The 23,226-nt window shown below is 58.6% G+C and carries 21 protein-coding genes and 2 pseudogenes; 12 read left to right on the top strand and 11 right to left on the bottom strand.

Translation table 11 applies throughout. The features are described from left to right. From ccoO (IE038_RS11060) to ccoN (IE038_RS11035), 6 genes are all read right to left on the bottom strand, one after another. A complete protein-coding gene (gene ccoO / locus IE038_RS11060; RefSeq protein ID WP_189395621.1) occupies positions 1–609 on the bottom strand; it encodes a cytochrome-c oxidase, cbb3-type subunit II in 609 nt (202 codons plus the stop codon). Next, a complete protein-coding gene (ccoN, locus tag IE038_RS11055) occupies positions 609–2,048 on the bottom strand; it encodes a cytochrome-c oxidase, cbb3-type subunit I (RefSeq protein WP_189395620.1) in 1,440 nt (479 codons plus the stop codon). The genes ccoO (IE038_RS11060) and ccoN (IE038_RS11055) overlap by 1 nt, the downstream gene beginning before the upstream one ends. Before the next feature lie 496 nt (positions 2,049–2,544). Continuing rightward, entirely contained in the window at positions 2,545–3,480 is a 936-nt protein-coding gene (ccoP, locus tag IE038_RS11050) for a cytochrome-c oxidase, cbb3-type subunit III (protein ID WP_189395619.1), read from the bottom strand. Further along, positions 3,477–3,674 (bottom strand): cbb3-type cytochrome oxidase subunit 3, encoded by a 198-nt coding sequence (locus tag IE038_RS11045; protein WP_065761968.1) that lies wholly within the window; start codon positions 3,672–3,674, stop codon positions 3,477–3,479. The genes ccoP and IE038_RS11045 overlap by 4 nt, the downstream gene beginning before the upstream one ends. A 5-nt stretch (positions 3,675–3,679) precedes the next feature. Further along, positions 3,680–4,288, bottom strand: coding sequence for a cytochrome-c oxidase, cbb3-type subunit II (gene ccoO, locus IE038_RS11040; RefSeq protein ID WP_163939857.1), 609 nt, complete (start codon positions 4,286–4,288; stop codon positions 3,680–3,682). A 10-nt stretch (positions 4,289–4,298) separates the two neighbouring features. Then, positions 4,299–5,729 (bottom strand): cytochrome-c oxidase, cbb3-type subunit I, encoded by a 1,431-nt coding sequence (ccoN, locus tag IE038_RS11035; RefSeq protein WP_189395618.1) that lies wholly within the window; start codon positions 5,727–5,729, stop codon positions 4,299–4,301. A gap of 49 nt (positions 5,730–5,778) precedes the next feature. Between ccoN (IE038_RS11035) and IE038_RS11030 the strand changes: the two genes are divergently transcribed. Then, complete coding sequence (locus IE038_RS11030) at positions 5,779–6,510, top strand: alpha/beta family hydrolase (RefSeq protein WP_189395617.1); 732 nt, start codon at positions 5,779–5,781, stop codon at positions 6,508–6,510. On the opposite strand, the gene ppnP is transcribed toward IE038_RS11030, so the two are convergent. Together ppnP and IE038_RS11020 are read right to left on the bottom strand one after the other, a co-directional pair. Continuing rightward, positions 6,507–6,791 (bottom strand): pyrimidine/purine nucleoside phosphorylase, encoded by a 285-nt coding sequence (gene ppnP / locus IE038_RS11025; protein WP_163939523.1) that lies wholly within the window; start codon positions 6,789–6,791, stop codon positions 6,507–6,509. The two genes, IE038_RS11030 and ppnP, sit on opposite strands and share 4 nt — an antisense overlap. Before the next feature lie 70 nt (positions 6,792–6,861). Further along, positions 6,862–7,413, bottom strand: coding sequence for a 3'-5' exonuclease (locus IE038_RS11020; RefSeq protein ID WP_163939521.1), 552 nt, complete (start codon positions 7,411–7,413; stop codon positions 6,862–6,864). A gap of 220 nt (positions 7,414–7,633) precedes the next feature. Between IE038_RS11020 and IE038_RS11015 the strand changes: the two genes are divergently transcribed. Further along, entirely contained in the window at positions 7,634–8,380 is a 747-nt protein-coding gene (locus tag IE038_RS11015; RefSeq protein WP_163939531.1) for a substrate-binding periplasmic protein, read from the top strand. Between the two features lie 38 nt (positions 8,381–8,418). On the opposite strand, the gene IE038_RS25280 is transcribed toward IE038_RS11015, so the two are convergent. Together IE038_RS25280 and IE038_RS25275 are read right to left on the bottom strand one after the other, a co-directional pair. Next, positions 8,419–9,150: a methyl-accepting chemotaxis protein gene (locus IE038_RS25280; protein ID WP_438810765.1), complete on the bottom strand. Its 732-nt coding sequence runs from the start codon at positions 9,148–9,150 to the stop codon at positions 8,419–8,421. A gap of 129 nt (positions 9,151–9,279) precedes the next feature. Then, positions 9,280–10,284 (bottom strand): annotated as a pseudogene (locus IE038_RS25275) (cache domain-containing sensor histidine kinase); the annotation flags it as partial. A gap of 601 nt (positions 10,285–10,885) precedes the next feature. On the opposite strand from IE038_RS25275, the gene IE038_RS11005 reads away from it, so the two are divergent. From IE038_RS11005 to IE038_RS10965, 9 genes and pseudogenes are all read left to right on the top strand, one after another. Continuing rightward, entirely contained in the window at positions 10,886–12,013 is a 1,128-nt protein-coding gene (locus IE038_RS11005; protein WP_189395616.1) for an extracellular solute-binding protein, read from the top strand. Between the two features lie 23 nt (positions 12,014–12,036). Further along, positions 12,037–12,954 carry an ABC transporter permease gene (locus tag IE038_RS11000; protein ID WP_189395615.1) on the top strand — a complete coding sequence of 306 codons (918 nt, stop codon included), beginning with the start codon at positions 12,037–12,039 and terminating at the stop codon, positions 12,952–12,954. Continuing rightward, entirely contained in the window at positions 12,951–13,748 is a 798-nt protein-coding gene (locus IE038_RS10995) for an ABC transporter permease (RefSeq protein ID WP_163939529.1), read from the top strand. Before IE038_RS11000 ends, IE038_RS10995 begins: the two co-directional genes overlap by 4 nt. A 40-nt stretch (positions 13,749–13,788) precedes the next feature. Further along, positions 13,789–14,877 (top strand): ABC transporter ATP-binding protein, encoded by a 1,089-nt coding sequence (locus IE038_RS10990; RefSeq protein WP_163939517.1) that lies wholly within the window; start codon positions 13,789–13,791, stop codon positions 14,875–14,877. 169 nt (positions 14,878–15,046) lie between these two features. After that, a complete protein-coding gene (locus IE038_RS10985) occupies positions 15,047–15,829 on the top strand; it encodes a creatininase (protein ID WP_163939527.1) in 783 nt (260 codons plus the stop codon). Positions 15,830–15,907: 78 nt separating this feature from the next. Then, a complete protein-coding gene (gabP, locus tag IE038_RS10980) occupies positions 15,908–17,302 on the top strand; it encodes a GABA permease (protein WP_163939515.1) in 1,395 nt (464 codons plus the stop codon). A 254-nt stretch (positions 17,303–17,556) separates the two neighbouring features. Beyond that, positions 17,557–18,525: pseudogene (locus IE038_RS10975) on the top strand (GlxA family transcriptional regulator); the annotation flags it as partial. Positions 18,526–18,768: 243 nt separating this feature from the next. Then, positions 18,769–19,980, top strand: coding sequence for a creatinase (creA, locus tag IE038_RS10970; protein ID WP_163939513.1), 1,212 nt, complete (start codon positions 18,769–18,771; stop codon positions 19,978–19,980). Between the two features lie 113 nt (positions 19,981–20,093). Then, positions 20,094–21,431 carry an MFS transporter gene (locus IE038_RS10965; protein ID WP_163939510.1) on the top strand — a complete coding sequence of 446 codons (1,338 nt, stop codon included), beginning with the start codon at positions 20,094–20,096 and terminating at the stop codon, positions 21,429–21,431. A 438-nt stretch (positions 21,432–21,869) separates the two neighbouring features. Here the strand turns inward: IE038_RS10965 and cahR are convergent, their stop codons facing one another. Then, the gene (cahR, locus tag IE038_RS10960) at positions 21,870–22,883 is read right to left on the bottom strand and encodes a transcriptional regulator CahA (RefSeq protein WP_189395614.1); all 1,014 of its coding nucleotides are present in this window, start codon (positions 22,881–22,883) and stop codon (positions 21,870–21,872) included. Positions 22,884–23,141: 258 nt separating this feature from the next. On the opposite strand from cahR, the gene IE038_RS24485 reads away from it, so the two are divergent. Beyond that, a partial coding sequence (locus IE038_RS24485; RefSeq protein WP_229775654.1) for a hypothetical protein occupies positions 23,142–23,226 on the top strand: 85 nt, incomplete at its 3' end.

Below are 23,226 nucleotides of genomic sequence, written 5' to 3'. Positions count from 1 at the left end.
TCACCGTTTGCTTTTGATGATGGTACCCAGCCCTTGCAGGTAGGCAACCAGGGCGTCCATTTCAGTCTTGCCCTTGACCGCGTCGCGGGCACCGGCGATATCTTCGTCGGTGTACGGCACGCCCAGGGTGCGCAGGACTTCCATCTTCTTGGCGGTTTCCTTGCCGTCGAGCTTGTTCTCTACCAGCCATGGGTAGGAAGGCATCTTCGACTCAGGCACGACGTTGCGCGGGTTGTACAGGTGCGCACGGTGCCAGTCATCGGAGTAACGAGCGCCGACACGGGCCAGGTCCGGGCCGGTACGTTTGGAGCCCCACAGGAACGGGTGATCCCAGACGCTCTCACCGGCAACCGAGTAGTGGCCGTAGCGCTCGGTTTCAGCACGGAACGGGCGGATCATCTGCGAGTGGCAGCCGACACAGCCGTTGGCGATGTACACGTCACGGCCTTCCAGTTCAAGCGCGGTGCGTGGCTTCATGCCTTCGACCGGCTTGTTGGTGACGTCCTGGAAGAACAGCGGGACGATCTGGGTCAGGCCGCCGATACTGACGGCGATGACCATGAAGAAGGCCAGCAGGCCGATATTCTTCTCGACTACTTCGTGCTTCATCAGTGAGCTCCAACTACGATCTGAGCGGCGGCTTCAGCTTCTGCCGGCTTCGAGGCGCGCACGGTACGGTAGACGTTGTACGCCATCAGCAGCATGCCGGAGGCGAAGAACGCACCGCCCAGGGCACGAACGATAAAGCCAGGGTGGCTAGCTTGCAGCGCTTCGACGAAGGAGTAGGTGAGGGTGCCGTCGTCGTTGATTGCACGCCACATCAGACCTTGGGTGATGCCGTTGACCCACATCGAAGCGATGTACAGCACGGTACCGATGGTAGCCAGCCAGAAGTGGGCGTTGATCAGGCCGATGCTGTGCATCTGCTGACGACCGTAGACCTTCGGAATCAGGTGGTACAGGGCGCCGATGGAGATCATCGCTACCCAGCCCAGGGCACCGGCGTGTACGTGGCCGATGGTCCAGTCGGTGTAGTGCGACAGCGAGTTGACGGTCTTGATGGCCATCATCGGGCCTTCGAAGGTCGACATGCCGTAGAACGCCAGCGATACCACCAGGAAGCGCAGGATCGGGTCGGTGCGCAGTTTATGCCAGGCGCCCGAGAGGGTCATCATGCCGTTGATCATGCCGCCCCAGCTTGGTGCCAGCAGGATGATCGACATGGCCATGCCCAGCGACTGGGCCCAGTCTGGCAGTGCGGTGTAGTGCAGGTGGTGCGGACCGGCCCAGATGTACAGGGTGATCAGCGCCCAGAAGTGCACGATCGACAGGCGATAGGAGTAGATCGGACGCTCGGCCTGCTTGGGTACGAAGTAGTACATCATGCCCAGGAAGCCGGTGGTCAGGAAGAAGCCTACGGCGTTGTGGCCGTACCACCACTGGATCATCGCATCGGTGGCGCCGGAATAAGCCGAGTAGGACTTGAACAGGCTGACCGGCAACGACATGTGGTTGACGATGTGCAGCATCGCGGTAACCACGATGAAGGCACCGTAGAACCAGTTACCGACATAGATGTGCTTGGTCTTGCGCTTGACGATGGTGCCAAAGAACACAATGCCGTAGGTCACCCAGACAATGGCCAGCAGAATGGCGATTGGCCACTCCAGCTCTGCGTATTCCTTGGTCGTGGTGTAGCCCATCGGCAAGGTGATGAGTGCACCGACGATCACGGCTTGCCAACCCCAGAAGGTGAAGGCCGCGAGGCTGTCGGAGATCAGTCGCGTCTGGCAGGTACGCTGCACGACGTAATAGGAGGTGGCAAACAGTGCACAACCACCGAAGGCGAAAATCACCAGGTTGGTGTGCAGCGGGCGAAGGCGTCCAAAGGTCGTCCAGGGCAGGTCCAGGTTCAGCTGGGGCCATACCAATTGCGAGGCAATGAAGACACCAAGCCCCATGCCAAGGATCCCCCAGACCACCGTCATGATGGCGAACTGGCGGACTACCTTATAGTTATAAGCAGTCGGACTGATTGCTGTGCTCATTCTAAGGTTCCACGGTTTGGGTGTTTTTGTAGGGTAAAAATCGGCGCAAGTATGTATAAACCGTGTGGTTATTGCAACGCGATGGCATCCGCGCCGATCCTTGCCAGAGCGGGTGCTGCGGCCTTTTCAGGCCTTTCTGGCGCGCAAATTGTACACAGTTAGTTCTTGTTTATGTGTACGATTTTTCGGTTTTTATCGCCGGTCAATTGCGCTCACTTGCCGTTCGTCGAAACGGGCATCGGGCCGAGGATAGCTGACATGAGCCGCCCTATCAGCCTTTGCGCCGGATCGTTGACGGTGAGTGCCCCAGAAAAGTGCAGCCGGACCGCTCATTCCAGCCACTGTGGCAACAAGCTTAGTTCCGATTAGTCGGGGTGCAAGGCGGGGGTGTGCCTGGCTGCGACACTTGGTCGCAAGGCGGGGGAGGGAGGAGGGTGGAGCCGCCGCACCCCTGAAGGTGCGGCGTTTTTAGTCAAGCATCAGTTACACATTCATTTCACTTGGCAGAAACCTGTTCACCACCCTGAGACAGGCTGTACACATAGGCAGCCAGCAGGTGAACCTTGTCGTTGCCCTGCATTTCCTGTTGGGCAGGCATCTGGCCTTGGCGACCATAACGAATGGTCTGCTGCAGTTGAGCAAAGCTCGAACCGTAGATGAACGCCTGTGGGTGAGTCAGGTTCGGGGCGCCCATGGCTGGGGTACCTTTACCTTCAGGCCCGTGGCAGGCCACGCAGTTGGTCGCGAAGAGTTTCTGGCCATTGGCCGGATCGGCTTTTGTGCCTTCTGGCAGGGTGCGGCCATCGAGGTTGGTCAGGACAAAGGCGGCCACGTCGGCCACGCCTTGTTCGCCAATCACTTCAGCCCAGGCAGGCATCACGCCATGACGACCGGCCATGATGGTGGTCTTGATGGTTTCCGGCTCGCCGCCCCAACGCCAGTCGTTGTCGGTCAGGTTGGGGAAACCATAGGCGCCCTTGGCATCGGAACCGTGGCACACCGAGCAGTTGGAGGCGAACAGACGGCCACCCATTTTCAGTGCTTGAGGGTCCTTGGCCACTTCCTCGACCGGCATGGCGGCGAATTTGGCGAAGATCGGTCCGAACTTGGCGTCTGCCTTGTCCATCTCTTTCTGCCACTCGTTGACGCCCGTCCAGCCGTCTTTATAGCCAGGCAGTACACCTTTCCAATTGCCCAGGCCCGGGTAGAGGATCAGGTAGCCGACCGAGAACACCAGGGTGCCGACGAACAGCCAGAACCACCACTTGGGCAGCGGATTGTCGTACTCCTCGATGCCGTCGAAGCTGTGGCCCATGGTCTGGTCGGTGGAACCTTTGGTTTCACCCTTGCGAGTGGCCAGCAGCAGCCAGGTCAGGCCAACCAGGCTACCGATTGTCAGTACGCAGACATACGTACTCCAGAAGGTGGTCATTGCCGGGTACTCCTCAAGGCGGATTCATTGGCAGTAGGGGGCAGGCGGTCATCGGCGAATGGCAGCAGGCGTGCTTCGGCGAAATCACGGTCGCGGCGGGCGTTGAACACCCAGAAGGCCAGGCCGATGAACGCGATCATCACCAGCAGTGTGCCCAGGCCACGTAGCTGGCCGATATCCAGTGTGAAGTCCATGGGGCTTACCTCTTGTTCTTGATCGCGGTGCCAAGCACCTGCAGGTAGGCGACCAGGGCATCCATCTCGGTCTTGCCCTTGAGCGATTCGGCTGCACCGGCGATGTCGGCGTCGCTGTACGGCACGCCAAGGGTGCGCATGGTGCGCAGTTTGGCCTCGGTGTGCGTGCTGTCGACCTGGTTGGCCACCAGCCATGGGTAGGCAGGCATTTTCGACTCAGGCACGACGTTGCGCGGGTTGTACAGGTGCGCACGGTGCCAGTCATCGGAGTAACGAGCGCCGACACGGGCCAGGTCCGGGCCGGTACGTTTGGAGCCCCACAGGAACGGGTGATCCCAGACGCTCTCACCGGCAACCGAGTAGTGGCCGTAGCGCTCGGTTTCAGCACGGAACGGGCGGATCATCTGCGAGTGGCAACCGACGCAGCCTTCGCGGATGTAGATGTCGCGGCCTTCCAGTTGCAGCGCGGTGTAAGGCTTCATGCCCTCGACCGGCTTGTTGGTGACGTCCTGGAAGAACAGCGGGACGATCTGGGTCAGGCCACCGATGCTCACGGCGACCACCATCAACAGCACCAGCAGGAAGACGTTTTTCTCAATAGTTTCGTGTTTCATTTCGCTTTCCTCAGGCCAGCTGGGTGGCGGCGTCGGCTTCGGTCTTGGCCGGAGCGGCGGCAGTCACGGTGCGCCAGGTGTTCCACGCCATCAGCAGCATGCCGGTCAGGAAGATGGCACCGCCGACGAAGCGCACGATGAAGCCTGGGTGGCTGGCCACCAGGGTCTCGACGAAGGAGTAGGTCAGGGTGCCGTCGGCGTTGACTGCGCGCCACATCAGGCCTTGGGCGATACCGTTGACCCACATCGAGGCGATGTAGAGCACGGTGCCGATGGTAGCCAGCCAGAAGTGGGCGTTGATCAGGCCGATGCTGTGCATCTGCTCGCGACCGAAGACTTTCGGGATCATGTGGTACAGCGCGCCGATGGAGATCATCGCGACCCAACCCAGCGCACCGGCGTGTACGTGGCCGATGGTCCAGTCGGTGTAGTGCGACAGGGCGTTGACGGTCTTGATGGCCATCATCGGGCCTTCGAAGGTCGACATGCCGTAGAACGCCAGCGATACCACCAGGAAACGCAGGATCGGGTCGCTGCGCAATTTATGCCAGGCGCCCGAGAGGGTCATCATGCCGTTGATCATGCCACCCCAGCTTGGGGCCAGCAGGATCAGCGACATCACCATGCCCAGCGACTGAGCCCAGTCGGGCAGGGCGGTATAGTGCAGGTGGTGCGGGCCGGCCCAGATGTACAGGGTGATCAATGCCCAGAAGTGCACGATCGACAGGCGATAGGAGTACACCGGACGTTCGGCTTGCTTGGGCACGAAGTAGTACATCATGCCGAGGAAGCCCGCGGTCAGGAAGAAGCCTACGGCGTTGTGGCCGTACCACCACTGGACCATGGCGTCGGTTGCGCCGCCGTACAGTGAGTAGGACTTGGTCAGGCTGACCGGTATTTCCATGTTGTTGACGATGTGCAGGATGGCCACGGTAATGATGAACGCACCGAAGAACCAGTTGCCCACATAGATGTGCTTGGTGGTGCGCTTCATCAGCGTGCCGAAGAACACCACGGCGTAGGCGACCCAGACGACGGTGATCAGCAGGTCGATTGGCCATTCCAGCTCAGCGTATTCCTTGGAGCTGGTAAAGCCCAGCGGCAGGGATACGGCAGCCAGGACGATGACCAGTTGCCAGGCCCAGAAGGTGAATGCCGCCAGACGTGGCGAAAACAGCGTGGTCTGGCAGGTGCGTTGCACCGAGTAGTAGGAGCTGGCGAACAGTGCACAACCACCGAAGGCGAAGATCACCGCGTTGGTGTGCAGCGGGCGCAGGCGCCCGAAGCTGGTCCAGGGGAGGTCGAAATTGAGCGAAGGCCAGACGAGTTGCGCGGCAAGAAAAACGCCGAGTCCCATCCCGACTATCCCCCACACCACCGTCATAATGGCGAATTGGCGGACCACCTTGTAGTTGTAGGCGGTACTGCTGGTTGTGTTCATGTATGGGTTCCCATCCACGGTTATAGGCAGACTGATTAGCGAGGCAAGCATGAGTAATGGGCAAATGGCCGGTATTGACGGGGATCAATGGGCGCAACGGCTGGAAGCGCGTGGCTGGCGCTGGAATGCCCCGCAAAATCAGGGGGATAAACCCTGTCGCGACGTGTTGATTCTGGCCCACGGTGCAGGTGCACCCATGGACAGCGATTTCATGGAGGACATGGCGCAAAGGCTTGCAGCGCAAGGGTTGGGCGTGCTGCGTTTCGAGTTTCCCTACATGGCTCAGCGGCGCCTGGATGGCAGTAAAAGGCCACCCAATCCACAGGCGGTACTGCTTGAATGCTGGCGCGAGGTGTACTGTCAAGTGCGACCATCGGTCGCTGGGGTGTTGGCCATTGGCGGCAAGTCCATGGGCGGGCGCATGGCCAGCCTGTTGGCCGATGAACTGGGCGCGGATGCACTGGTCTGCCTGGGCTATCCGTTCTATGCAACGGGCAAGCCGGAAAAGCCGCGGGTGGCGCATCTGGCAGCGCTGAAGACGCCAACCATGATCATTCAGGGGGAACGCGACGCGTTGGGCAATCGCCAGACGGTGGAGGGGTACGCCTTGTCGTCAGCCATCGAGCTGTGCTGGCTGGATGCTGCCGACCATGATCTGAAGCCGCTCAAGGCATCAGGGTTCAGCCATGCCGATCATCTGCAGACGGCGGCAAACCGGATTGTGCACTTCATTGAAGACGTGAGTGCCGGGGTCAGGGCAACCCCGGCAGGCCTTGCTTAACCGCGGTATTCGCAGAGGTAGGCGGTGTCGACGGCAACTTTCAGCTGGAACTTGCTGTTGGCCGGTACATTGAACTGGCTGCCAGCGCTGAAGGTTTCCCAGTTCTCGCTGTCTGGCAGCTTGACGGTCAGGGCACCGGAGACCACATGCATGATTTCACGCTGGCTGGTACCGAACTCGTATTCGCCCGGAGCCATCACGCCGACCGTGGCCGGACCTTCGGCAGTACCGAATGCGATGGACTTGACAGTGCCATCAAAGTACTCGTTGACTTTAAACATGGGCGACTCCTGAAAAGGGGGGAAAAAGGCTGGCCAGTATGCCCAAGCGCCCGGTTGTCGTCATCCGCTTTCAAATGCCGCTGGCAGGGAGGGTCAACGGCAGCAGGCGAGCCGTGTTGCGGGCGTCTTCCAGGGCCCGATGCTGCTGCCCGCAGAACTGCAGGCCGGCCAGTTGCAACGCACCATTCAGGCCGAGAGGGCGTTGCAGGTGTCGGGCCTTGGCGAAGCGCTGCTTGAGGTTGATGTGGGGGACGTTGGCCAACAGGCTGTCGATCTCATGCTGCTGCCATTCCTGGAGCAACTGTTTACGATCGTAGTCACCCCAGCTCACCCAGCCCTGCAGGTGGGGTTGATGGTGACTGAGCCAGCGTTCGAACTGTGCCCAGACCTCGATAAACGATGCTGCAGTATCGACATTGCTCTGGCTGATATGGGTCAGCTCGCGGCAAAATGCAGTCAGCTGTGGTCGCCGCCGTGGTCGTATAAACCGCTGGAAGTGGTCAACCTCCCGGCCATCGCGGTTGACCAGGCTGGCACCGATTTCAATGATTTCCATTTCTGCGACTGGCCAGCCACCGTCATCAGTGGTGGCCTCCAGGTCGATTACCAGCCAATGCCCCATCGTCCGCTTCCCATCCAATATGCTGGCTAGAGCGTAGCCAATGCGCGGCATTTAGGATATCCCCTGTTTTGGCAGCAGTGACGTCCCTTGTGACCTACGCTGTGGTTGTGAAAACGTGGTAAAACACCTAGCTTAAAGGGCGCGTCCCGTCCGTCGAGAGTGTGTAGCCTTGAAGTCAGTGCCACTGCCGCAGCTGTTGTCCGCTCTGCTCTTGTTCGCCATGGCGTGGCTCGCTCCGTCGGCAAGTGCCTTTGAGGATGTCGAAGTCCGGATTGGTGCTGCGCATTTCCCTCCTTATACCGTGCGTCCCGAGCAGGGCGCGGACACAGGCTTGTTGCCGCAGTTGGTCGTGGCCCTCAACCAGTTGCAGCACCAGTACCGCTTTGTGTTGGTGCCCACCTCGATCCCGCGGCGCTTTCGCGATTTTCAGCATGGCCGCATTGACATGGCGATCTTCGAGAACCCTGAGTGGGGCTGGCAGCAGATCCCCCACACGAGCGTCGACCTGGGGCTCGAAGATGCCGAGGTGTTTGTCACTCACCGCCTGCCTGGCCGTGGGCAAACGTACTTTGCCGACCTTCAGGGCAAGCGTCTGGCACTGTTCAGCGGTTACCACTATGCCTTTGCCGAGTTCAACTCAACCCCGCGTTACCTGGCAGAAAATTTCAACGCCACCCTGACCTATTCCCACGACAGCAACCTGCTGATGGTTCAGCGCGATCGGGCGGATATCGCCTTGATCACCCGTTCGTACCTGTCCGATTACCAGGTGCGCAACCCTGGCAGCGCCGAGCAACTGCTGGCCTCTGAGCGGGTTGATCAGATCTACCATCACTTTGCCCTGCTGCGCCCGGGTGCACCGATTACCAGCGAAGCTTTTCAGCGGTTGCTGCAGCAGCTACGCGAAAATGGTGAACTGGAGCGTATTTTCACGCCGTACCAAATTCGCGTCGCCAAGACCCACTGACACCTTCGCAGGCACGCCTGCCAATGGCTGCTCAGTGCTCAGTCCGTACGGAAACGCCCCACCAATGTGTTCAACTCGCTGGATATCTGCGTCAGGGAGTGCGTGGTGATCTTGGAGACGCTGGACACTTCACTGATACGACCCGCATCGCTGTGAATGTCAGCGATGTGGCGATTGATGTCTTCGGCCACAGCATGCTGTTCTTCGGCAGCAGTGGCGATCTGGGTGTTCATGTCCTTGATCGTCGTCACCGCTTCATGCACGCCGGCAAATGCCTCTTCCACCTGAGCGGTGAACGCCACAGATTCGTTTGACTGAATCAGGCTGTGATGCATTTCCATGGCCACACTCTGGCTGCTGGTGACCAGTTTGCCGAGCAAGCCGTTGATCTGTTCGGTCGAGTCGGAGGTGCGTTTGGCCAGTGCGCGCACTTCGTCGGCCACCACCGCAAAACCGCGTCCCTGATCACCAGCGCGCGCGGCCTCAATGGCAGCATTGAGCGCCAACAGGTTGGTCTGCTCGGCAATGCCGCGGATGGTGTCGAGAATGGCGGTGATGCCTTGGGTATTGTGCTCCAGTTGGCTGATCGACTCCGCCGCCTGACGAATACGGTCACCCAGGTTGCTCACCTGGTTGACCATCAGGCCGATGACCTGCTGGCCTTTGTGCGCCTGATCCTGGCCGTGCTGAGCCGCTTGCGCGGCGCGATTGCAGTTGATCGCCACTTCATTGGCGGTGGCGACCATTTCATGGAAGGCAGTGGACACCATGTCCACCGCCATCGACTGGCGTTGTGCCGTATCGTCGAGCTGGTCGGCCTGGGCACCGATATCCGCTGCGCCTTGCTCGACCTGCAAGCTGGACGCGCGAATCTCCTTGATCAGGTTCTGGATACTGTCGACAAAGCCATTGAAGCCCTTGGCCATTTGCGCTGTTTCATCATTGCCCTTGATCTGCAGGCGGCGCGTCAAGTCGGCCTCGCCGCTGGCAATATCGTGCAAGCCTGCCGAGGTCTTGTTGATCGGTGCAATGACCACGTGGGACAGGGCTACACCGCACAGTCCGAAAATCGTCACCAGAACGCCGGCCAGCAGTGTGATCACCCACACCAGATGCCAGGCGCCAGCGCTTATTTCGCTGCTCTCGATCAGGGCGATGTAGGTCCAGCCCAGGGCTTTCGATTTATAGATACTGGCGTTGTAGTCTTTGCCCTCCAGTTGCACGTTATAAAAGCCTGCGGGTTGGCGGGCGAGGAAACTGTACCCATCACCCAGGCTCGCCAAGGCTTTGAAATTGTTTGTGGGGTGCATCGGGTCGGCCAGCACATTGCCGTCACTTTCCACTAACAACAGATAACCGTTGTTGCCAAAACGGATCTTGCCGGCCACTTCGGTCAACTGGTTCAGTGAGACGTCCAGCGAGATAACACCGGTGCCGCCATCGGCATCGATAAAGGTTTGTGCGGTGGACACAATAACGGCGTTATCCTCGGCAAACGTGTAGGCCTGAGTACGCACCGGCTTTCCATTGCCCGTAAGGGCGGCCTTGAACCAAGGGCGCTCGCGGGGATCGTAGCCCGCGCGGATATCCGACGCTGGCCATTGCAGATAATGCCCTTGGCTAGTTGCCGCATAGACATAGGCGTAACTGGGGTGCGACGTGCCCATCTGCTCGAACAGCTCATGGATCGCAGCACCCACTCCGCTGGCAGGCGCGTGCATTTTTGTCACCTGCGAGGTTTCGATATAACGAGGAAGGGTGTTGTCGGCAGACTTTAAAAGTCGGGTCTGACTCAATAGCGTGACATTGTCTGCGACGTTCTCAAGGAAAAAAGAAAATGCATTATCTACTTCATTAATCTGTTTAACGCTGCTCTGGTTAAACTGCTCGCGTTCCCTGTTCATCGCTTGCGTAGTAACAAACAGCGTAATCATCAACATGGGAATTAACGTCACACCGATAAACGCGGCTATCAGTTTGAAGCGAATAGTCATACAACCCTCTACTTTTTTTATTTGTGTCGTTCGGGGGAGTTGCCTGTTTCAGAAAACGTAGCGGTCATGGAAAAAGCGCCACGAGTGATGCCGCTGTTGTAGATATGGACTGTAGATAGGCGCTTGGCCAATCCACTGAGCAACGGCGCTCATGTAGTCCATCCCGTCCCTTCGCGTTATTCGAGATACGCAAAAAGCCACTCATCGAGTCAGGTGCGTTATCAGTCTGACACGCTTGAGCCAGATAAAAACAATGAGGGCGGATCTGACCAACTGCAGGTCGGGCGCGTACAAAAAAGGCTCGTGGGTATCTGCTGCAATGCTTCCTGAGAATCCACCCGTGCCGCGTTGCATCAGGGGATTCCATTCACTGTTCATGGCGTTGCGACGGGGTGTGTGCGGAAGGGGGAATTGGCCGTGTTCATCTTCCGTTCGCGTGCCAGGACAGGGACAAGCAATAGGCGAGGCCAGAAGGACAGAAGCAACTTTCCATTACCGAGGAGAGACAATAATGAAAAAAAGCATCGACCTTTCACGCCGTACGTTCATCAAGACCAGCAGTATCCTGGCGGGCACCGCCGCGCTTTCCAGCTTCCTCCCCATGAGAAGCTTTGCAGCTGCAGAAAAAGAACTGGTTATCCTGGCGTGGGCTGGGCACGCCGAGCCGGACATCGTCGCCGATTTCGAACGCCAGTACGGGGTCAAGGTCCGGGCCAAGTACTACACCGGCGGGGACAATATGCTCGGGTTGATTTCGCAGTCCCCGCCCGGCACCTTCGATTTGATCCTGTCCGACGCTGAATACGTACAGCAACTCAATGCCGCCGAATACATTGAACGGCTCGATCCCGCCGACTATCCCTTCGATGATTTCTACCCCGAGTTCCAGCACTTCCCCGGGCACTGGAAGGGTGATGAGCTCTATTCGGTCCTGATCCGCTTCGGCTTCCTTGGCATCGCCTACAACACCCTGCTTGTTCCCGAAACCAAGGTGCGCAGCTACAGCGCGTTCTGGGACGAAAGCCTCAAGGGCAAGGTCGGGCACTTCGACTGGCACTTGCCGAACTTGGGGCAGATCAGTCTGGCCAATGGCAATACACGCCCCTACGACATCGACGCCTCGCACTGGCAAAGCGTCAAGCAGAAGATGATGACCCTGCGTCCGCAGATCGGTGGATTCTTCGATTATGGCGGCACCTTCTCGTCGCTCAAGAACGGTCAGATCCATGCAATGTGCGGCATCGGCGACTGGATCACGGGTGTGTTGCAGCGCTCCGGCGCGCCACTGAAAACCGTGGTGCCAGAGGAGGGTGGGTTGCAATGGACAGAGTCCTATTGCATTGCCAAGAACGCCCACAGCCCGGAACTGGCGAAGAAGTTCATCCAATACATCACCTCGCCGGAAGGTCAGGTCAAGTCGGCGAAGATGGCCGCCTATCCCGCACTCATCCCCAACAAGCGCGGTTGGGAGCTGCTGAACAAGACCGATCCCGCCGAAGCCAAGCGCCAAGGCATGGTGCTCGGTCAGCACAACGTCATGGATGACATCCGTGCGGGTCGCATCAAGTACCGCGAGCTTCCGGTCCAGCAGAGCCTGGAGGACTGGAACGACTTCTGGTCCGAATACAAGGGTGCTTGACGAGGCGTGCGGAGGTGGTCGCAATGATGTCAAACAAGTTAAAGGTTTCCCCGCCTGTCGTTACCGACGGCAGCGCGGCGCAACTGCGTGGTGGCAGAAGAGGCTTGCGCTTGCCCTGGTACGGCTTCAGCTTTTCGATGCCGATCCTGATCTGGCAGTTGGTCTTCTTCGTTTTTCCGCTGGCGTTTCTGGTGGCGATCAGTTTCTGGGTCGTGCGCAACTTCCGGATGGTGCCGGCGTTCGAGTGGCTGAACTGGAACTACATGCTCAGTCGCGGGTTTTTCTGGGATGCCTATGCCCACACCCTGGCGATGGCTGCCGGGGCCGCAGTGCTGATCAGCGTGGTGGCGTTGCCCTGTGCTTACACCATCGCGTTCAAGTTTCGTGAGTCGGTAAAGCAGTTGATCGTGCTGTTGCTGATCACACCGTTCTTCACCAGCTACCTCGTGCGTACCTATTCATGGCAGGTGTTCCTCAGCGATAACGGCATTCTCAACGCCGCGCTGGGCCAGTTCGGGCTGGAACCGCTGGCAATGCTGAATACCGCGTTTGCGACCTATGTCGGTTACTTCACGTTGTGCCTGCCGCTGGTGGTGCTGTTGCAACTGTTCAGCCTGATGTACATCGATCGTTCGCTGATCGAGGCGGCGCACAACCTGGGTTGCGGGCGGATGCGCACGGTGTTTCTGGTGGTGGTGCCGTCGGCACGAATCGGTATCGTCGTCGCGGCGCTGTTCTGCTTCATCCTGACGTTCGGTGACTTTGTCAGCCCGCTCTATCTGGGGGGTGGCCAGCCGCCGACCTTGAGCACCCTGATCACCGACACCACCAAGTCCGGCCAGCAATGGCCACGCGCAGCGGTGATCGCAACGATGATGATCGTGACGTTGTTGATCACGGCTTTCGCGGCGGTTCGCTTCGCTTATCGGAGGCGCGCATGAACGAGCATCGCCTGATTAACCTGGTACTGCGCAGTTACGTGGTGTTGGTGTTTGTTTTCATCTTCACGCCGATTGCTGGCAGCGTCGTGTTTTCATTCAACATCGACCGTTTCCCGTCCTTGCCGCTGGGTGGTTTCAGCCTGCACTGGTACGAGACGATCGCCGCTGACCCCGCGGTGTGGCAGGCATTCAAGAACAGCCTGATGGTGGGTGTGGTGGTGTCCCTGGTGTCGACCGTGCTGGGCTTCACCGCGGCCTATACCGACTTCCGCTATCAGTTCTTTGGCAAGTCGATCTACATGGCGCTGGCGCTGCTGCCGCCGACCATTCCGGTGGTGATCATGGGGTTGGCGATGCTGGCTTTCCTGTCGCGGGTCGGGCTTTCCGGCGAGATCTACGCGGTGATGATCAGTCACGTGGTGATGTGTGCACCGTTTGCGATGGCGGTGATCCGGATGCGCCTTGCGCAGATGGACCCGAATATCGAGGCGGCAGCATGGAACCTCGGTGCCAACCAATGGAAGGCCATGCGCTTTGTGATCCTGCCGTTTACGGCGCCGAGCATCTTCGCTGCGCTGTTCGTGACCATGGCCGTTTCATTTGACGAGTTCGCTGTCGCGTGGTTCGTGTCCGGGCTCAATGAAACGGTTCCCGTGCGCATCCTGAACACCTTGCAGGGGCAGGTGAGCCCCACCATCAATGCGATCGGCACGATTGTCTTCATCACGACGATGACCTTGGTGATCCTCGCACAACTGTTGCTGATGCGGCGTCACAAGCCTGCAACGGCTTGATGCCACCCTGACAAACAACTGAACCCGAAGGATTTCAGCCATGACTCAACCGTTGGTGGTGTTTGATAACGTGGTCAAGCATTTCGGCAGTTACCATGCTGTCGAACGCATGAACCTTGAGATTTACAAGGGCGAATTTGTCGCGATCATGGGGTCGAGCGGCTGCGGCAAGACCACGACGCTACGCATGCTCGCCGGCCTCGACAAGCCGAGTGAAGGCGAGATACGCCTTAACGGCGAGCGGATCAACGACCTTTATTCCTGGGAGCGGGAGACACCGCTGGTTTGGCAGAACCTGGCACTGTTCCCGTTTCTCAATGTGGTCGAGAACGTCGAGTTCGGTCTGCGGATGCGCGGCATGGCCAAGGCCGAGCGGCGCAAGAAGTCGCTGCAATGGCTTGAGCGGCTGGGCTTGGAAGAGTTTGCGATGCGCGACATCAGCCTGCTCTCCGGCGGCCAGCGTCAACGTGTGGCGCTGGCCCGTTCGCTGGTCACCGAGCCATCGATCCTGTTGCTCGACGAGCCGCTGAGTGCGCTCGATGCTCATCTGAGTGTGCGTATGCAGGGCGTGTTGACCGGGCTGCAGAAGGACCTCGGCATCACCTTCGTCTACGTCACGCACAGTCAGTCCGAAGCCTTCGCCATGGCCGATCGTGTGGTGATCATGAGCCGGGGCAGGGTAGAGCAGATAGGCTCGCCGAAGGAGGTTTTCCTCGAGCCGCACAACCGTTTTGTCGCCGAGTTCATCGGCGGCAAGAATATCCTCTGCGGCACAGTCATAGGCTTTGACGATAGGGGGCTGGTTCGTGTCGGCTCCGAGCACGGCGAGTTCCTGGCGCGGCGGCCAGAGGGCAAATCGACCACACCCGGCGAGCGGGTCACTGTCTGCCTGAGCGCCGAGCATATCGACTTGACCGAGCACCCCCGCCAACGCAACCGACTGACCTGCACCGTGGTCGGCGAAGAGTTCATCGGCTCAATGGTAAATATCTACCTTGATGCCGGCGATGGGCTGGAACTGCAGGTGCAGAAACCGCATGCCGATTACAACCGACTCGGCTTGCGCAACGGGCAAAAAATCGTCGCCGAATGGGATGGCGCGTGTGCGCTGATCCTGCGTGGCGATTGAGCATCGTGGCGCGCACGGATTGCGTTTGCCGCAAGGCCTCAGAGCCATGATGGCCAACAGATAACTGCAAAAACAAGGCTACCGCTGTACCACGGCTGTAACTATAGTGGCGCACGATTTGGCGCTTGAAAAACATGAAGAAAATAAGACACTTACAGAGGGTGTGTGCATGAATAACAGCGTATCGATCGGCGAACTCACCTGGCAGGAGTACGCGCAGAAGGTGGCCGGTGGTTGCCCTATATTCCTGCCCGTCGGCGCGTTGGAGCAGCACGGTCATCACATGTGCATGGAGGTTGATGTCCTGCTACCGACAGCCGTGTGCAAGGCGGTGGCCTTCAATGTCGATGGACTGGTTTTGCCTGCGCTGGCGTATGGGTACAAATCTCAGCAGAAATCGGGAGGCGGTAACCACTTTCCCGGCACGACGAGCCTTGATGGCGCCACACTGACCCATACCGTTCAGGACATCATCAGAGAGCTGGCACGTCATGGTGCGCGCAAGCTGGTGCTGATGAATGGGCATTTCGAAAACTCGATGTTCATTGTCGAAGGCATTGACCTTGCCCTTCGCGAACTGCGCTACGGCGGCATCAACGATTTCAAAGTGGTGGTGCTTTCCTACTGGGACTTCATTAACGACCCCGCGGTGATTGAACAGCTTTATCCCGAAGGATTTCTCGGTTGGGATATCGAGCATGGTGGCGTCTTCGAGACGTCGCTGATGTTGGCCCTGCACCCAGACAAGGTCGACTTGAGTCGCGCAGTCGACCATCCACCGGCCACCTTCCCGCCGTATGACGTCTTTCCCATCATTCCAGAGCGCACCCCGGCATGTGGAACACTGTCATCGCCTAAAGGCTCCAGTCGCGAGAAAGGTGAACTGATTCTGAGCGTCTGTGTTTCCGGTATTAGCGCCGCAGTGCGGGAGGCGTTCGATTTAACCACCTAACGAGCACCCGTGAGAGCCGAAACAACAACCTGCAACTGATCCTTCACCCTCCTAAGTAGAATAAAAAGGGTAAATATCATGTCAAACAGCTCCACTTTGGCCCCAGGCCTCAAGCAGCGTCATGTCACCATGCTCTCCATTGCCGGTGCCATCGGTGCCGGCCTGTTTATCGGTTCAGGGCATGCCATTGCATCTGCCGGTCCTGCGGCGATCCTGGCTTACATCTTTTCCGGCACGCTGGTCGTCCTGGTCATGCGCATGCTGGGAGAAATGGCGGTAGCCTCACCCGATACCGGATCATTTTCGACCTATGCCGAGCGGGCGATGGGACGCAGCGCGGGCTTTACCATCGGCTGGCTGTACTGGTGGTTCTGGGTGTTGGTGATTCCTATCGAAGCCATTGCTGCCGCCGCTATTCTGCACGCCTGGTTCCCTGCCGTGCAGACGTGGGAGTTTGCAATCGCAGTCACGGGTCTGTTGACGCTAACCAACCTCTTCAGCGTGGCGCGTTACGGTGAGTTCGAGTTCTGGTTCGCCATGCTCAAAGTCATTGCCGTACTGGGCTTTATCGCGGTCGGTGGGCTTGCCCTGGCAGGCGCATTGCCGGGCAGGGAAGTGAGTGGCGTCATGGAACTGAGCAAGACGTTTGGTGGCTTCATGCCCAATGGCATGACGGCGGTCATCGGTGCGATGCTCACCACGGTCTTCAGTTTCATGGGCACGGAAATCGTCACGATTGCAGCGGCTGAGTCCCAGAACCCAGCCAAGCAGATCACCCGGGCGACAAACTCGGTCGTCTGGCGAATGGGGATTTTCTACATTGTCTCGGTATTCCTCATCATCTCCATTGTTCCCTGGAATGACCCCATGCTTCGGGAGGTGGGTTCCTATCAGCGAGCGCTTGAGCTGATGAACGTTCCGCAGGCGAAGATGATCGTCGATATCGTGGTACTGATAGCGGTGGCCAGTTGCCTCAACTCAGCCATCTATACGGCTTCGCGCATGGTCTACTCCCTGAGCAAGCGCGGTGATGGCCCTCAAGTGCTGCAGAAGACCTCGTCGTCGGGCGTGCCCTATGTGGCGGTACTGACGAGCACAGCCGTCGGCTTTCTGACTACAGCGCTCAATTACTTCGCGCCTGATGAAGTGTTCTCCTTCCTGCTTGCCAGTTCGGGCGCCGTTGCACTGCTGGTGTACCTCGTCATTGCGCTTTCCCAGCTCAAGCTTCGCAAGAAGCTGAATGAATCGGGACAGCACATTGCATTCAAGATGTGGTTTTACCCGTGGCTCAGCTATGTGGTCATTTTCTGCATCCTGAGCATCCTGATCGTTATGCTGATGCTGCCAGAGCATCGTATGGAAGTGATTGCTACCGGTGCGCTCACGCTGTGCATCGTCTGCATGGGTTCAATCTTCAATGCCAAGAAGCCTACCGTGCAAACCATTGAGGTCGCTTCAACGAAAAGCGTTTGACACCAGCCCCACCGGCGCCTTCTGGCGCCGACCTCTATGACGGCCTGCTCCTGGAGCAGGCCGGTTTTTTCTTCCCCGCTGTCAGTGCATCGGTTCCCCCTTCGAAAGGGCACGGCACCGCGCCAGGTGGGCGCCGAATGCAAACAATCGAGGGTCGAATTCAGACAATGTTGGCTGTGTTGGAGATCTGATAATCCACCCAGGCGCGCTTAACTCTTGCGCAGAGGTGGCAGGTTTTGATGACAAATACCGCTATGGCAATCGACGATAAACAGCACGGTCCGCATGAGCGCGTACTGGAGTCGGTGGGCTTTTTGCTGATAAACAACTTTTCCCTGATGGCCATGTCCTGCGCCGTTGAACCGCTGCGTCTGGCCAATCAGTTGTCAGGGCAGGAGCTCTATCGCTGGCACACCTTGACCCTGGATGGTCGCCCGGTATGGGCCAGCAACGGCCTGCAGATATCTCCCAATACGTCTGCCAGCAATGCGCCGGCGATGGATGCGCTGTTTGTGTGTGGTGGCAAAGGCATCGAGCGCAGTTGTACGGCTGAGCAGGCATCCTGGCTCAAGTCACAGGCCGAACAGGGGCTGCATCTGGGTGGCCTGTGCTCTGGAAGCTGGGCCTTGGCCGCTGCCGGTCTGCTCGATGGCTACGATTGCAGTGTCGACTGGCCCTACCTGATGGACATGCAGGAGGGCTTTCCAGGTGTGACCTTAAGTGCGCAATTATTCGTGATTGACCGCGACCGTTACACGGCCTCGGGAGGGACTGCGCCTCTGGACATGATGTTGCGCTTGATTGGCACGGGGCACGGGACTGAACTGGTGGCGCAGATCTGCGAGACCCTGGCCTTCGATCATCGACGTAACGAGCAGGGCCATCAGCGCTTGCCACTCCAGCACATACTGGGGCATGCGCAGCCGAAACTGCAGGAAGTCGTGGCACTGATGGAAAGCAACCTGCGCGAGCCTCTGAGCCTCGACGAACTGGCCAACTACCTGAGTGTTTCCAGGCGCCAGTTGGAGCGGTTGTTTCTCAAGTATCTGTACAGCACGCCCATGCGCTATTACCAGAAGTTGAGGCTTATACGGGCACGGCAACTGCTCAGGCAGACGGCACTGCCGGTGACGCAGGTCGCGACGGAGTGCGGTTTCATTTCAACCCAGCATTTCTCCAAGCGCTACCGTGAACACTATGGCGTACCGCCCAAAGATGAGCGCGCGCATCGGCGCCGCATGAGTTCCTCGCCGCTGCATTGACAGCACTGCTGACGCGACACCCGTCCGGCCCCGAGATTTCTCGGGGCCGTTTTTTTGGGGGGGCGTGGTGTCCTCTATTCGGATCTAACCAATTTCGGGTCGGGCACGTACAAAAGATGCCCCGGGGTATCTGCTGCAATGCTTCTCACGGACCCGGCCAAAAGCGGTGTACCGAATCGCTAACAATGACAAGGAACACAGACGATGCAAATGCCAAAAACAATCCAGATCCGCAACGGCGATAAAGTCCAATCGACCTTTTCCGCTCAGGAATATGCCGATCGCCAGGCCAAGCTGCGCGCCTACATGGCGGCCCAGGATATCGATGCGGCGGTGTTCACTTCCTACCACAACGTCAACTACTACAGCGATTTCATTTACTGCTCCTTCGGCCGCCCATATGCATTGGTCGTAACCCAGGACAAGGTGGTGTCGATCAGCGCCAACATCGACGGCGGCCAGCCATGGCGCCGTACCGTGGGTACCGACAACATCGTCTACACCGACTGGCAGCGCGACAACTTCTTCGTCGCCATCGAGCAGGCGCTTCCCAAAGCGGGCCGCATCGGTATCGAATTCGACCATCTGAACCTGCAGAACCACGCCAAGCTCGCTGCCCGTTATCCGCAGGCACAATTGGTCGACATCGCCGCGCCCTGCATGCGCATGCGTATGATCAAGTCAGCAGAAGAACACGTCATGATTCGTCATGGCGCACGCATCGCCGACATCGGCGGCGCGGCGGTCGTCGAGGCTTTGCGTGACCAGGTGCCGGAATACGAAGTGGCATTGCACGCCACCCAGGCGATGGTGCGCGAGATCGCCCGCAGCTTCCCAGAAGGTGAGCTGATGGACACCTGGACCTGGTTCCAGTCGGGCATCAACACCGATGGCGCCCACAACCCGGTGACCAGCCGCAAGGTCAACAAGGGTGACATTCTGAGCCTCAACTGCTTCCCGATGATCGCCGGTTACTACACCGCCCTTGAACGTACCCTGTTCCTCGATCATTGCTCCGACGAGCACCTGCGCTTGTGGAACGTCAACGTCCAGGTGCATGAGGCGGGCCTGAAACTGATCAAGCCCGGCATGCGTTGCAGCGACATCGCTCGCGAGCTGAACGAGATCTACCTCCAGCACGACCTGTTGCAGTACCGCACCTTCGGTTATGGCCACTCGTTCGGTACCCTCAGCCACTACTACGGCCGCGAGGCAGGTCTGGAGCTGCGTGAAGACATCGATACAGTGCTCGAGCCGGGCATGGTGGTGTCGATCGAACCGATGATCATGCTGCCCGAAGGCATGCCAGGTGCGGGTGGCTACCGTGAGCACGACATCCTGATCGTCAACGAGCACGGCTCGGAAAACATCACCAAGTTCCCTTACGGGCCAGAGAAAAACATCATCAAGAAGTAAACGTGATACGCCGCACAGGGATGTGCGGCTTTTTTTCCCTGGTCAATGTTGTCAGGGGAGAAGCGAGCCAGCCCTACATTTCGCCAGAAATAACAATAAAAAGGGTACTTGTCATGTCTACCACCTCCACACTGACGTCAACCCGGTTTCATTCCCGCGAGCAAGACGCTGAACGGCAAGCGCTGCGCAAGGCTGCACGTGCCAGTTTCATGGGTAACTTCGTCGAATGGTTCGATTACGCCGCCTACGGCTATCTGGCCACGGTCATCGCCGCCACTTTTTTCCCGCAAACCGATAAGGCCACTGGTTTGCTGGCAACCTTTGCCGTATTCGCCTTGTCCTTTATCGTTCGCCCCTTGGGTGGATTGGTGTGGGGACATTTCGGCGATAAGTATGGGCGTCGCAATGCGTTGTCCTTTTCCATCCTGATCATGTCCATTTCGACCTTCTGCATCGGCATTCTGCCCACCTATGGGCACATCGGCTTGTGGGCACCGGCGTTGCTATTGCTCATCCGACTGGTTCAGGGTTTTTCGGCTTCCGGTGAATACGCCGGTGCTTCGGCATTTCTTGCGGAGTACGCACCACACGGCAAGCGAGGGCTGTACACCAGCATCGTGCCGGCGAGTACCGCAGCAGGTTTACTGTTCGGCGCCGCCTTCGTTGCGGGGCTGCATGGATTGTTGAGCAGCGAAGACATGCAAAGCTGGGGCTGGCGCGTGCCGTTCTTGTTGGCGGCACCCTTTGGCCTGGTCGGTCGCTACATCCGCATGAGCCTGCAGGACACCCCCAAGTTTCTGGAAATGGAACAGCGTCTGGAGAGCAAGGAGTGTGCTACCGCAGCACCGATCCGCGAACTGCTGACCGTGCATCGTCGCAGCGTCATCATCGGTATCGGCGTCACCTGCCTCAACGCAGTAGCCTTCTACCTGTTACTCAGCTACATGCCGACCTACCTGTCGACGGAAATGGGGATGAGCGAGAGCGACTCCTTCATTGCCTCGACCGTGTCGCTTGCGACCTACATCGGTCTGATTTTCCTGATGGGCAAACTGTCCGACCTCTTGGGTCGAAAGACCATGTTGGTCATGGCATCGGTGTTGTTCCTGTTACTGACCTTCCCGTTGTTCAGCATGCTGGATCATCAGCCGCTGGTGGCCATTCTGATGATTCAGATCATCTTCGGCGCCATGCTTGCCATGAACGACGGCACCTTGCCGAGTTTTCTCGCAGAGATTTTCCCGACCCGGGTACGCTTCAGCGGCTTTGCCTTCAGTTTCAATATCGCCAACGCCTTGTTTGGCGGAACTGCGCCGTTTATCGCGACGTGGTTGATCCAGCTGACAGGCAACAAGATGGCGCCAGCCTGGTACTTGCTGGCGGCAGCCTTGGTCGCGCTGGTGGCGATGCTCTCGGTGCGTGAAACCGCGCATACAGCCCTGCGGGACTGATTGATTCGGCAGGCGTGCCTGCGATACAAACACCGCGAACGTACTGGCACCACACCGATACCCTCGCGGGCAAGCACGCTCCCACAAGATGAACTGCAGCCCTGTGGGAGCAGGCTTGCCTGCGATACAAACACCGCGAACTCACTGGCACTACACCGATTCCATCGCGGGCAAGCGCGCCCCCACAAGATGAACTGCAGCCCTGTGGGAGCAGGCTTGCCTGCGATACAAACACCGCGAACTCACTGGCACTACACCGATTCCATCGCGGGCAAGCGCGCCCCCACAAGATGAACTGCAGCCCTGTGGGAGCAGGCTTGCCTGCGATACAAACACCGCGAACTCACTGACACCACACCGATTCCATCGCGGGCAAGCACGCTCCGACAAGATGAATTGCAGCCCTTTAGGAGCAGGCTTGCCTGCATGCCACAGACGTTACTGCAACGCGCCTTGTTTGCGTTCGCCCATCGGTGACAGGCCAAAGAACCGGCTGTAGCACTTGGAGAAATGCGCAGGCGAGGCGAAACCGCAGGCCAGGGCGATGTCGCGCACCTGGGATTCACTGCGCAGCAGCAACTGACGCGCCCGCGACAGGCGCAATTCCAGGTAGTACTGGCTCGGGGTGCGTTGCAGGTACTTGCTGAACAAGCGCTCCAGTTGTCGTACCGACACATCGTTCAAGGAGGCCAGTTCATCCAGCCCCACTGGCTCCTCAAGATTGGCTTCCATGATGGCCACCACCTGGCTGAGTTTGGGTTGAGACGTGCCCAGTTTGCTGCGCAACGGTACCCGTTGCTGCTCCCGCGCTCCACGCACCCGATCACACAACAGCAGCTCGGCAGCCCGCGCGGCGATCTCTGCGCCGTTGGGCTCGCGGGCGACCAGTTGCAGGATCATGTCCATGGCAGCGACGCCGCCTGAGCAGGTGTAGCGGTCGCGGTCCAGTTCGAACAACTGATTGGAAATGATGATCCCCGGGAAACGATCCTTGAGTGCTTCGATGTCTTCCCAGTGAATGGTGCAGCGATAGCCCTTGAGCAGGTCGGCTCGGGCCAGCAGGTGGCTTCCGGTGCAGATCCCTCCCAATGGGATGTGTTGATGGGCCAGCTTGCGCAGCCAGTTGAGCAGTGGTCGGCTGCTGTGGTCGGACACGATGGGGTTGGCGCCTACGACGAAGAGAATGTCGAGGTCAGGTGCGTCTTCGATGGCATAGTCTGGCAGCACGCGCATGCCGTTACTGGCGGTCACGGGGTCGTGATTGGCGGCAATGATGACGGTCCGATACAAGGTTTGATGCGCGGCCATGTTGGCGATTCGCAGGGTCTCCACGGCCGAGGCGAAGCCGATGGTAGTGAAGTTCGGCAGCACCAGGAAACCGATGGTCTTAACCGGCTTCTGCGCCTTGGCCAAATGATCCGCGGCGGCTGTGCCCTTCAATGTCTGGGCCATGTTCTTTCCTCTTCTGCATCGGTAATGCGTTCTCCGGCATTAGCATCGAGACATCGCAGTACGGGTTGTTTTTCTTGTTGTTCCTGCCTGCTTCCAGGCGTTCGGATAGTACACCTTGTGCAGGCTTGGTGCCTGGCCCTTGGCGGGATTGCCGGGCATTTGGATGTCGATATCAGACAAACATGACGCTTGTCGTTTTTGCACAATCGGCTCAACAAAAAAAACAGCGACGGAAGGTCTCCGTCATGAGGAGAGAACATGTTCAGTAAAAACGATCAACTCCAGGGTTATGACGATGCACTGCTGGCGGCGATGAATGCCGAAGAGCAGCGTCAGGAAGATC

This window comes from Pseudomonas laurentiana (assembly GCF_014648275.1).
GTDB lineage: Bacteria > Pseudomonadota > Gammaproteobacteria > Pseudomonadales > Pseudomonadaceae > Aquipseudomonas > Aquipseudomonas laurentiana.
Note: the sequence above shows the minus strand (reverse complement) of the source record. Positions and strands in the feature narration are given on the sequence as shown.